The organism is Providencia sp. PROV061 (genome assembly GCF_011045655.1).
Classification (GTDB): Bacteria; Pseudomonadota; Gammaproteobacteria; order Enterobacterales; family Enterobacteriaceae; genus Providencia; species Providencia hangzhouensis.
This window is the reverse complement of record NZ_CP042861.1, coordinates 1877382-1888975: the sequence shown is the minus strand read 5'-3', so window position 1 is coordinate 1888975 and position 11594 is coordinate 1877382. Positions and strand designations below refer to the sequence as shown.

Annotated in this window: 9 protein-coding genes and 2 pseudogenes; all 11 read right to left on the bottom strand. The window is 41.1% G+C overall.

Features of this window, described 5'->3' with window-relative positions:
• Positions 1 to 119: 119 nt before the first annotated feature.
• Positions 120 to 323: pseudogene (locus FVA72_RS08530) on the bottom strand (transposase); the annotation flags it as partial.
• Between the two features lie 15 nt (positions 324 to 338).
• Positions 339 to 869, bottom strand: a pseudogene (locus FVA72_RS08525) (IS3 family transposase); the annotation flags it as partial.
• Between the two features lie 104 nt (positions 870 to 973).
• The gene (locus FVA72_RS08520; protein WP_137018978.1) at positions 974 to 1480 is read right to left on the bottom strand and encodes an SMI1/KNR4 family protein; all 507 of its coding nucleotides are present in this window, start codon (positions 1478 to 1480) and stop codon (positions 974 to 976) included.
• The gene (locus FVA72_RS22005) at positions 1477 to 1641 is read right to left on the bottom strand and encodes a hypothetical protein (protein ID WP_165119688.1); all 165 of its coding nucleotides are present in this window, start codon (positions 1639 to 1641) and stop codon (positions 1477 to 1479) included. Before FVA72_RS22005 ends, FVA72_RS08520 begins: the two co-directional genes overlap by 4 nt.
• Before the next feature lie 514 nt (positions 1642 to 2155).
• Positions 2156 to 2491, bottom strand: a complete 336-nt coding sequence (locus FVA72_RS22230) for a DUF1240 domain-containing protein (RefSeq protein ID WP_420720007.1) — start codon at positions 2489 to 2491, stop codon at positions 2156 to 2158.
• A gap of 55 nt (positions 2492 to 2546) precedes the next feature.
• Positions 2547 to 3425, bottom strand: coding sequence for a hypothetical protein (locus tag FVA72_RS08500; protein ID WP_137018976.1), 879 nt, complete (start codon positions 3423 to 3425; stop codon positions 2547 to 2549).
• A gap of 324 nt (positions 3426 to 3749) precedes the next feature.
• On the bottom strand, positions 3750 to 4019 hold the full coding sequence (locus FVA72_RS08495) for a PAAR domain-containing protein (RefSeq protein ID WP_137018974.1): 270 nt from the start codon (positions 4017 to 4019) through the stop codon (positions 3750 to 3752).
• Entirely contained in the window at positions 4012 to 4938 is a 927-nt protein-coding gene (locus FVA72_RS08490) for a hypothetical protein (RefSeq protein ID WP_137018972.1), read from the bottom strand. Before FVA72_RS08490 ends, FVA72_RS08495 begins: the two co-directional genes overlap by 8 nt.
• Complete coding sequence (locus FVA72_RS08485; RefSeq protein WP_137018970.1) at positions 4935 to 8135, bottom strand: toxin VasX; 3201 nt, start codon at positions 8133 to 8135, stop codon at positions 4935 to 4937. Before FVA72_RS08485 ends, FVA72_RS08490 begins: the two co-directional genes overlap by 4 nt.
• The gene (locus FVA72_RS08480) at positions 8132 to 9361 is read right to left on the bottom strand and encodes a DUF4123 domain-containing protein (protein ID WP_137018968.1); all 1230 of its coding nucleotides are present in this window, start codon (positions 9359 to 9361) and stop codon (positions 8132 to 8134) included. Before FVA72_RS08480 ends, FVA72_RS08485 begins: the two co-directional genes overlap by 4 nt.
• Positions 9361 to 11526, bottom strand: coding sequence for a type VI secretion system Vgr family protein (locus FVA72_RS08475; RefSeq protein ID WP_137018966.1), 2166 nt, complete (start codon positions 11524 to 11526; stop codon positions 9361 to 9363). The genes FVA72_RS08480 and FVA72_RS08475 overlap by 1 nt, the downstream gene beginning before the upstream one ends.
• Positions 11527 to 11594 lie beyond the last annotated feature (68 nt).

Sequence of the window (11594 nt, the reverse complement as noted above, 5' to 3'; positions counted from 1 at the left end):
TAGTAACACACCATTTGCCGTATATTAAAGACGTGTCTGTTTTTTTTACAATGATAAATTATAAAAATTGTGAGCTAGAACTGGTTTTTATAAGTATAAACGCTCAGGAATTTTAGAGCCTATCCCAAAAGGATTTTATTCCAGACAATGATGGCACAGGCAAGATGCAGCATTGCCTCGTAATTTTCGACCTTTTTCTCCCAGCGGGTGAGAACACGCCGAAAGCGGTTCATCCAGCTATGCGTTCTTTCCACAACCCAACGATGAGCCTTAAAATTGCTGTTTTTGATCGCCTCAGATTCTTCTTTCCTCGACTGGATATGTTCTGCACAACAAAATTAGGACACTTTTCTGAAGGAGTTTTCGTACTCCACAGGCGATAAATAATTATTTGCCGTGTGTAATCGCGTTAAATTGTAATAACGAAGATAATCCAGCACGTCTTGTTTCATTTCTGACCGATTTGCATGTGGTCTTTTAAATAACCAATCATGTTTTAAACTTCCAAAAAATCGTTCAACTACCGCATTATCCCAGCAAGCCCCTATATCACCTTGACTTGAGCACATATCATAACTTTTCAGTAACGCTTGATATTGCCCACTTGTGTATTGGCTTCCTCGGTCACTATGAAACACACAACCCTTTGAGGGCGAACGTAAGTTATAGGCCATCATTAACGCTTTGCTTATCAAAGCGGTATCTATTTTGGATGACATGTACCAACCCACAATACGCCGAGAATATAAATCCATCACGATAGCCAGATAGAGCCAACCTTCCGGTGTCTTTAAATAAGTGATATCCCCAGCCCAGATTTCATTCGCTGCTACCGGGTTAAAATTTTGATTTAATAAATTTGTCCTGATTTAGTTGCGCAGAACAAGTATGTTAGCGACTAAAAGATAAACTAGGCGGCTCTTAAAAATAAGCCAGAAGTATATTTCTGGCTTATTAGATCAACGTTAAGTAATTATCTTCTTTGTGATTGTATATTCGTACAAAAATCACGAAAAGATGGTGCTATATCAATGATGTTATTTAAACAATCAATATCTGTAGACTTAGTATATTTGATTTTTCCCGTTTCAAGATTAATCCAATAATCACTATCCCCTGTATCTCCAGCAAAAGGAATATGTAATTGAGAAAAATCAAGAAAAGCCTTAGAGACATTACATCTATATTTCAATACATCGGACACTGAAAGCAAATAAGGAGAATCGACATCATTTATTGGTATAAAATTAAATGATTCAATTTCCATCAGGTTGTACTCATTATCTTCTATTTTATAAAAATTATCACGATAGATAAAAGCACCGCCATAAAAATAACCACCGTTGAAGTGCTCATAAAATTCAATAAAGAAATTTTTTCCACTAAAGTCTTGAGGAATAAATGTATTTATTTCCTCTGATGTTAACCCGTGTAGTGATTTTTCAAATTTTAAATGAGGATCTGTAAAAAATTTACTCAACGTTTTATCCCTCCAGGTTTGCAATTCAATATGGCATTATTTCGTTTAGTTGCTTCATCGATAGCATCTTGAGTTCCATATTTATGTCCAGTTTTTTCCTCAAATTGATGAGCACCTCCAACATGAGGGTGGCTATGATATTCAGGATTTACCAATTGCATTGTCATCTCATTCGTTGCTGGATTATAGCTTACATGGTGACTAATCCATTTACGTGAAGGATACTCATCTATACCAGCCGCTTTATATAATGCTAACTTATCATCCGCATAGCTACCTGTAGCTTTTATTGTAAATAGCCCTTCAGGATTTTGAGCTGAAACGGTTTTAGGGTGTAGTACATCACCACCGTCAGGTAGGAAAATATTATGAAATCAAACTTACTGGTGTTTCATTGATTGAGATTTCAGACATATTTCCTGATTCAATAAAAGATAATGAATCCATGCCATATCAACGAGTTCAAATGAAATATGAATCTATATCAAGAAGCCATTTAATGGCGAACACATCAAGTTACAGCATTAATAGTGAGATGGTTAAGTAGTAATTCTCATAAAAAGAGATGTATAAGTAGCGCTTCTCTTTTTATGTAAGGTATTAATTTGGTGCGAAAATATATGATATTTAGCATGAATTTTCGTACCATTGAGTGACCGACCTCATTTAATAAATTTATTTTTTACATAATTCTTTATCTATTGTGTATGTGGTTACCATTGTTGATGACTTATCTGTACATCTAATGTAACCTTCAGATAAAAGGTTGCTTTTCATACCTATAAAAATAATCAAGCTTATTAATAACCCTATTATTGCTATAAATAAAAGATATTTGAATATTTGGTTGTTTAATTTTATTTCACTTGATGATTTTGCAGCTTGGTAAAAAATACACGATAAATATAAGGTAAATGGGGAGAAAAAAATTAAGGATATAAAATATAGAGACAAAGTTATTTTTTCCTCTAATCTTAAATATTGAATGTATGTAGATAAGGAAATAAACACACTTAATAGCGAAATCACAAGAAAAAACAATGAATTAAATTTGTTTTTTGTATTATTATCCACGGCTAAGGACCTTCCAGTTATAAAATATAGGTTGAGGACTTCTTGTTTCAGCTTTAGACCTGCGGTGAAATTTTAGATCTCTTATTATGGATTCACTGATTCCTAGTTCACTATCAAGCCAATACAAAATACCAACAACTACAAAACCTATAAAAAAGACACCTAAAGTCACTAATATAATACTTGTTCCACCAGTTAATGCAGCTGTTACTAAGCCACCCGTAACTGCTGTTGTTATTTGTGCGCCAATAGCCAATTTTGCCATATCCATAGTTATGTTTACGAAAAAATTAACTAGTGTGTATTCATCCCTAAATATTAGTTCTACAACTCGGTAAGCTGCTGAGAATACAATGGAAAAACGAGCAGCTCCCACAGATACATTATTCACCCCTTGAGTTCCTACACCCATGTATAAAATTCGAGGATTGTTTGCTAAATATCGAGTCCCGTCCAAGAACGTTCTAATTCCCTCATGACCAGATAGGCGGATATAAGTATTCCCATTGGGGCCTATATATTCTGTTGCTATGATATTGAAGTTACGAAACTCGTTAACAATTCTTTCTACTCTGTATGCTTCGTAAATATTTCCTGAGAATGAAGACATTATATCACCAATACCAAATAGTGTTTCTTTGGGATCTTTGAAAGGCGTCGGAGTCGATAGGTTTTTTAAAATATAATCCGCTTCTTCAATGGTGATTATAGCTGCGACATTATCATCGTCTTTTTCATTATTCAGGATCCCCCTAATTTTTGTGAGATTTGCTTGGTAGTAAAGTTCATCATAATTAGGTACAGCTTCAAAACTGAATTTATCGTTAGCATCGATGAGTGTTTTCGATATCGGGTCATATTTATATGCCATGCTAGTTCCTTCTAAAATTTAGCTTAGGTTAAGCTTATGAGAAGCGTTGATAATATTCAATAAAAATATAAAAGAGATTATGACCCCAAATAGGTAACCCTGCCTGATATGATATATGCAAAGCCCTGATTACACGCCTGAGGTAACAGGGCTATATACAGCTGGCTGAGAAGCGAGTAAGTAGCTAAGTGAGATCCCTGAATGGAGTTAGAACACAAATCAAACGAAACAACATCCATTTAGCCACCTTATATGGACATCCGTAAAGGTGGCCATTATTTAGGCTTTATTTTTTTACTCAGAACATTGATGTCGCCCCATAATTTAACCCGCTGCGACAAGTACACAACCGCCTGAACACCCACAAGCCACTTTGTGGCCTTCTAATGCGACAGGGATACCATTGATTTTCATTAATCTATCGCCTTCAACGATAGCCCCTGTTTTTTTGCACGAAGGGCAATAAACAGAGTCGCCCACACAGGCGACTCCTTGGGTTTGCTTGGCGAGAGAAGAAGCTGTCAGCACCGTACCACCGGTATTCGTCGTATCATTTTTTAAAATGAGTTTTCTGCCATTCACAAGACTACGCATTGCGTTTTTTCTCCTGATCAAGCTTTGCTAAAATCTGTTCGACCTGTAGCTCAAAATCAGCAGGAAGTGGGTTCTTACCAAAAGACAAAAAGGGTCTACGAGCTTGGTAATCGACTGACGAAACGGCATCTCGCCCCTCTTGCATATAAGCATTGAGAAACGTGATAAAACGATGGTTTTCACTGTCGGTGCTGGTCAGGAAACTGGAGTAATGTGAGACATTCGGGCGATAGAGGATCGTTTTCAATTGCCCTGTTTTTTCATCAATGCCATACAGTTTAATCGCCAGCATTTTACCTGCATAGCCGAATTGTGCATCTTCATAGCGCATTAAACGTACTTTCCCCATCCCATAGCTATACAATATTCCTCTTTGCCTATCAGCAATGAGATACACCGGAGGGGTAAAGAAAGAGAGGTAACCCAATAGCCACAAAAAGCCGGGGAAAAAGATCAACCAGCCGATAACAAGGTATTTATCATATTGACCATCAGTAAAAAACTCGCCAGAGTTATAAGCAAATATATAATCCCAGTAATTTATACTTTTTTTCCCAAAATAAGGCCTGTACGTATTTACATATTTTAATGTGACCGCATCTAAGTTAGGTTCATTACTATATTTAGCCTCTACTTTTTCGACCATAGCTTGAAAATGCTTTTTATTATTTATATGTTCAGAAATAAAGCCAAACAGTGTATAACAGGCCATCGCCAAAAGTATAATAAAAAAAGGTATCGTATTGGTTAGTTGACTATTCCGCTGTGGAGAATTAATCACACAACGCTGTTTATTGACTGCATCTAAAAATACCAGTTTTTGAGGCTCCAACGGATCATCGTAGTGATGACTTTGTGCAATTAATGGTGTGGTTTCTAATTGATCCGGGTGCTTTGTTGCCGTATATAAACTCGTCATTCGGTGCCTTCCTCATCAATACAGCCATAAAGTTTATCATTAGGATCACCGTTTCGGTAACGCAATGGCGCAATCTCACCTTTAAGACGATCCACCAAGTAGTACCAATAAATGGATGGGATAGATTGCCCCAGAGGATCCCCTACAAAAATCCCCGCTTCAACCTCAAAACTCAGTACAAGCTCTCCATCACGCAGAGTCGTACAGGCTAACGCATCTTGCAAAGCTGCCTCAAACGCCGCGTTAAATTTTGTTTGCTGTGAAGCCAAATAATCAATCCCACGATGTTTGACTACCGTATCCCTTTGTTTGGGTAAAGAGGCCACAGGTGTTCCTGCGGGATAAGCAAACAAGGCTTTCTTTTCAACCAATTGATATTCAATATCCGAAATACCACATTGAAAATTACCCAGCGTAAACTGATACTGAATGACATAATGTGCAGCCCCGTAATGGCTTTGCCCTAACCCCGCCTTTGATTTTGGAATTGCATTAGCTTGTAGTTGGGAGGTAAAGAAAAGGTTCGCAAATTCTTGAAGTTCTATTTGATAATATCCCTGAAATGACTCTGCATATTCTATGTAATAATCTAACTGTTCTTTCTTTTGAGGGGAACGTGATATAATTTGGTCTTCTTTTAGTTTATATCCCCCTGCAAAATACTTGCGACCATTCCCCCAAAAACACTGCTTCAATAACTCTTCAAACGCATCCGTTTTAAAGTAAGTGTAAACCGCCATACCAATTCCGAATACGATGGCACCGATAATAATCAATTCCCACGCAAATGCTGCAACGGCGGTCGCCACCACTCCTTCCGTGGCACCGTATGCCGCTAACCCCACCGACAACGCCAATGTCCCTGCTGCTTCCGCAATTTTTGCCGAGCCCGTAATGTAATTACTGTTATAAAATTCAGCTGAGGCTTCGGCGATAGGTAAGGCAACCCCTAAAATCGCCACGGTATACCCGAGCCCTTTTAATCCCACTTTACCTAATTTAGTTTGGATTTCAGGCAACTGAATTTTGGTGAGTAACCGCTGAAGCGGTGGAAACGTCACCGCTGCTGCATATCCTCTAGCCGCTTGACGTATTTCAACCACCGCCTCTGCGGTATTTAAAATATGGGCCACCATTTGAATACGAAATATATTCACGGCGGCGGCATTTAATGGGTCTTGCTTATCAAACTCTTTCGTATGGGCGACTGCATTGAATTCAATGATACTCGTGAGCAATGTGTAGACATCTGCCCCCAATTTGATGTGACTAATGAAGGCTTGTTTATCCGTGGGCAATCCCGCAGCACGGTAACCTGCCATCAGGTTAAATTTGGCAGTGGTAATAACGCGCTTGAGTCCTGCCGATTTTAATCGATTATCCCAGTCAAAGACCTTCTTCATGTTTTTCGAAAAACGTTGGAGTGGCTGACTCATCCCTTTCAGTGAACTCATCCATTTTCTGAACTCTTCAGCGCTTAAGGTCGCGAGTTCATCAAAACTCACGGAAATACCGAAATACGCCAAGAAAGCAGGGAGCACTTTCTGTGCCAGAAAATCCAACCCCGCTTGGCTGATACGTCGCACATAATGTTTAGAATTATTCAGATGGGTATGTGCTTCCGTATACGCGTACCCCAAGGCATCCCAACATATCATGACGGCTAAACGTAATGACGGTAAAACACGCTCTTTAAATTCACTGAGCGCTTTATCTTTTATCACATCCTCATTCAATACATCCAGCAAGTTGGTAATAAACTCCTTCCAAACCTCCCCGTCATCACTGTCGGTTGATAACAATAAATCGAGTGTGACGCGCCCTGACGGCGAACTCTTTAAGGGGGTGAATAGCTGTTCATGCAGTTGGCTGTAGGCCTCTAATTCATCAAAAAACGCGGGGTGCCAAAAATCCCCTTTTTGATATTGTTCTTTAATTAAAAAAGCATGGTCAAGATAGTTTTTAATGCCACCGACCTGATTTTTAACTGTTGGGTTGCTTAAAAAATCACGGTAGAGTTGGACGATATTGGCTTGCAATGTTTCAAACTCTTGATTACCCGCTTCAATTTGCGGCCAATAGGTTTTCCATCCCTGAACATCAATGTGTTTGGTAAATTTATCTTTTAATGCTTTTCCTTGCTCTGTTTTCGCGATGTCAGGATTATCAAACTGGGTTTCTAACGCCGAAAGATAGTGACCCACTTTATTTGGGTACTGCCAATAACGTTGGAACATCGCATACGTTGCTGTCACAAAGGTATAAAGCGATAAAATATCTTTTTGATAGCCGATTGGGTCATACAGTGCGACTAAACAACTTTTTTCTTTGTAATCTAAATTTTGTTTCGCTTGATTTAACAGGGTATCGGTACTTTTACTGGCACTATTCATTCCCGTGATATGGGAAAAATACTCTTTTGGTAGCGGATTACCGATAGATTTTGTGTGCTCAGTAAAGGCGGAAAACTGGTCTGACTCGGTTTTATATTCTTCAACCAGATAGTCAATATGCTCAGCGTTCAATTCAAGCGCATGGGGATTCCCATTAAAATCCACCAAATTGATTTTTTGCATAAATGCCTGTCGATAAGAGGCATCCGTTTCCATTTTATCTAAGACATAATCAGACAGGGGGCTATCACTGAATAAAAACAACGCCTCCATGACGTCTTTTTTAATCGGTAAATACGGGTATTGACAAGATTGGGCTTGTACCGATTGAGTTAATGGGTCACGCAAATAAGGGATAAATCCTTCCTCTGCATCCCCTTTTTCTTTCGCACTGACTGCTTCACTGGAGTTATCATCATCCGAATAGACATACCCATTATCGTAATGTTGCACAACATGCTTAAAAATCAGCAACTGTCCTTTAGTATCAAGGCGGGTGGGAAATTCACCTTCCTCAAAGACATAAACCCAGCCTGTGCGCAGTAATCGAGCCGAAAACCCTTTAGTGTCAGAGATTGACGAAGCCGACAGTAACGTCGAAATAGCGGGCGGAACCGCCGCTTTCGCATTTTTATCACCATACAAATTTGAGTAGGCATAACGCACAGGATACACTGGACGATGTTCATTCTCACAGGGGCAAACGACCGCATCGGCTTGTAAATTTCTGGGGGATGCTTGATTCACTGCCTCGACGACTTTGCGGAGCTGTTTTTCTTCTGGGGTTAAGTATTTTGAGGTCACGGGGTCACTCCTTGTGACGATAAGCAGTATCGATAACGGTGATAATTAAACGTCACGGCATTTGCTTCATAAGGCTTTGCTTGCTCTGTTGCTGATTGCCATAACGTTTCGTTTTGAGTACAGGCATGGCGAGCAAGGACATAATACAACAACGCTTGTGTTTGGCTGATATCACTTAAAAAAGCCTGATTCATGATACGTAAACAAAATGCCTCTAAGTCGGCAGAGCCTGATAGCTCGCTCGATGTTGACAAGGGCGGGCACTGCGCTATCAATTGTTTGGCTTTATTCAATGTCTGCACCAAGGTCAATGCTGCATAATGCCGATACAATTTTTCATTAATAAACAATGGCTCACGGGGGCGAGTATCATATAAATAATCAGAATGAAAGGTGATTTTGACCCCATCAGGGTAATTGGCACTGTAGCCGTAGAACGCCTTGACTCCACTCACCACATTAAGTAACTGCCCATGGGTCAATGATTCAATAAATGGCATAAAATGTGACACATCGTAAAAACGGAAAAAATTCCAACTATTAAGGCGCTGGTTACGTAAATACGTCATCTTACGTAATTGACGATGAATATCGGTAAAAGATTTAAGACTGTGAATGAACATTCCTAAAGTGCCTTTGTGAGGTAAACTAGAACAGTGCTCAAGAAAGACCTCTCCAGCACGATTAGGGAGAAGGTGTATCAAATAGGGCGCTTGGTCTTCAAGGCTGTCTTGCGTTTCCCCTTGGTATAACGATTGCCACGGCAATTGGCTGCCATGTAACATCGGCACAAGATACTGCCCTGTTTGCCTGTGGTATCCACCGCTGTCAATCACCGCATAGAGGTGAACCCCATCACTAAATACAGGTTGCCCCTTCGCGTAATGGATATCCCCTTTTTCTGACGGTCTAGGATGGGTAAGATTGCGTTCATCCACCAATACAGCCAACACATTTGCATCATGTTGTTCACGCACTTGTCGAACTAACGGTAGCGCCAGTTTTGAGCTCTGCTCAATGTAAGTGACTAAAGGTGTTAATATTTCATAATCAGCAAACGTGTATTGTCCGGAGTGAGCCGTAAAATACTGGCGCATCCGCTCGATAGCCTGCGATTGGTTAGCACCAGCAACCGTCATAATACCATGAAATTGCTCATTGTTTCGCGTATAACGGCACTGTGCGACCCAATACCCCTTATAAATTGTATTTGGACTCCAGAGCATTAGGCCGTTCCTTTTTTCATCGCTTTTGCTCGGCAATCTTCCGCTAACGGTAACCCTTCATTAACCGCCGCTTCCAATGAGGCGACCGCTTCGGGTGCCCCTCCGGTCACTGACACATTACCTTTTAGCAGGATATTGCCTGTGATAGTCACGCCTTGTGCATCCAATTGAATCGACCCCGCACTCCCTTTGATAATCACCGTTTCGCTCGCTTGCAAGGTGTGGACTTTGGTGTGAGTATGAATACCGCCTGCGGCCTTTAACATGTAATCATTTTGGATGTCACACTGTTTGTTTTCACCCACTTCTTGAAAGTGACTCGCGTGAATAACTTCTTTCCAACTGTTATCAATGCGTGTAATACGGTCTTTCCCGATTTGCTCAAATTGATTGACATCAACCTGTACGGTCTGCTCATTAATGATGTGTATAAATTCGTCATGGCACACTTCATGCTTACGGTCATTCGCCACAGTATGACTATCATCATTCCCGACATATTGGGTTTTGTTGCGATTAATGTGAATGTTGTTATCGCGCTGCGCATGCAGATAAATTTCTTCTCGACCACTTTCATCTTCGAATCGCAGTTCATTAAACCCGTCCCCTTTGTGGGTTTTGGTTCTAAACGTGGTCCGAGTCTTCTCACTTGGCAAGTCTAATGGCGGTTTATTTCTGCCATTGTACGTACATCCGGTGATAATCGGTTTATCTATATCATTGTTAAGATAGGAAATAATGACTTCCTGCCCAATTCTGGGGATGGACATAAACCCAAAGCCATCGCCGTTCCAACCGTGGGCGACTCGCACCCAGCAAGACGCACTATGGTCAGGTTTGCCACGCCTGTCCCAATGGAAATAGACGGTCACGGCACCTTGCGCATTGGTGTAAATTTCTTCACCCGGTGGCCCGACAACGGTAGCCAGCTCATCCCCATCCGCTGTGGGTTTATACCGATAGGGCGGTCGCCACTCTTGAGTGCTGGGAATAAAGGAAAGCTGGTTACTCAATTGAGTCCCTTCACCGCCACTGTTATCAGCAAGAGGTTGCACACCGTGATGGGATACGCTAATCACTTGCCACGTCGTATTCATTCGAGGGCTAGGATGGTTAGACAAGGTAAAAATACGCCCCGGTGCTAACTCAATGCAGTTCGTCGTAGCCGTTCCTACTTGCCGCTGGTTTTGTGATTGTTCGTAGCGAATTTGGTTAAAAGGTTGCCCCTGCGCATCTTCTTGAAAGCGACCATAGCTTTCAAAGATTTCATGTTGTTGATGCACTTCCCCAGTGACTTGGTGGCTCAGTGGGTAAGAGGGGCGAAGTTGATTATAATCTTTATCCACACGAATATCGCTGCACAACTGCTCAGCGTAGCGCCATGTGGTGGCGGTACTGTCAGTGATATCCGTTTCAGATTGCGGATTATAGGTGAGCGATATCCCCGCTTTCATACCTAAATGGCGGTCACTGTAAAACAGTTGCGGTCCTTCTTCGAACCAGTAATTAATCCCTTCTTCAGCAGCAAGCCGACACCAGAACTCATACATCGTTTCACGCTTTTGGGTGATATACTCGCGTTTCAGATGCTCTTCGGGGTGGTAAAACTGCTTATCATATTTGATGTGGGATTCATTCAGTAACGTTTCGAGAATGTTCGGCACCGTCATATTTTGGAAAATGCGGCTGTCCTGCTTAAGCGTCATCACCCACATTTCAGGGCGTATCACAAAGTGATACCAGGTTTTAACCCCATCGGTATTGCCTTGCTCTGCCCCGGCTAAAATGCCTTGTACCGTGCGAAGAATTTTTCCATCTCGTTTTACGGTCAGCGAAGAGGCCACACCCAATACCTTTTGAAAATCAATCTCGGGTAACGGGCTGACCGCCTGAATCGACAGTGAAAAGAGTTGGGAAAGCCCTTCTTGCAAATCAAACTGAGTGACTTGAAACGTGTTTTCAGGTAGCCCACCAATCGTACAGGTGAACACCAATCCCGTCCCCATTTCGCCATTCATAATACGGTCTAGCAGTTGACCATGGGCTTCTTGCAAGGCTTGGTCCTGTGCATAGGTTCTGCCACCCGCATACCCACCACCGTGAATAAGCGGGTTATTTTCGGGGCTACCGAGTCGTTTGTTTTTATTGGGGTCTGTCCAAGACATGGGAATTTCCTCTACGGGAGAAAAAGCTAAAAACGCAAACGAGCCTCGAAAGGCTCGCTAAATTCAAA

Coding starts and splice junctions, on each gene's coding strand:
- FVA72_RS22005 (WP_165119688.1), bottom strand. CDS start 1,641: ATGCAATTGGTAAATCCTGAATATCATAGCCACCCTCATGTTGGAGGT.
- FVA72_RS08500 (WP_137018976.1), bottom strand. CDS start 3,425: ATGGCATATAAATATGACCCGATATCGAAAACACTCATCGATGCTAAC.
- FVA72_RS08495 (WP_137018974.1), bottom strand. CDS start 4,019: ATGCGTAGTCTTGTGAATGGCAGAAAACTCATTTTAAAAAATGATACG.
- FVA72_RS08490 (WP_137018972.1), bottom strand. CDS start 4,938: ATGACGAGTTTATATACGGCAACAAAGCACCCGGATCAATTAGAAACC.
- FVA72_RS08480 (WP_137018968.1), bottom strand. CDS start 9,361: ATGCTCTGGAGTCCAAATACAATTTATAAGGGGTATTGGGTCGCACAG.
- FVA72_RS08475 (WP_137018966.1), bottom strand. CDS start 11,526: ATGTCTTGGACAGACCCCAATAAAAACAAACGACTCGGTAGCCCCGAA.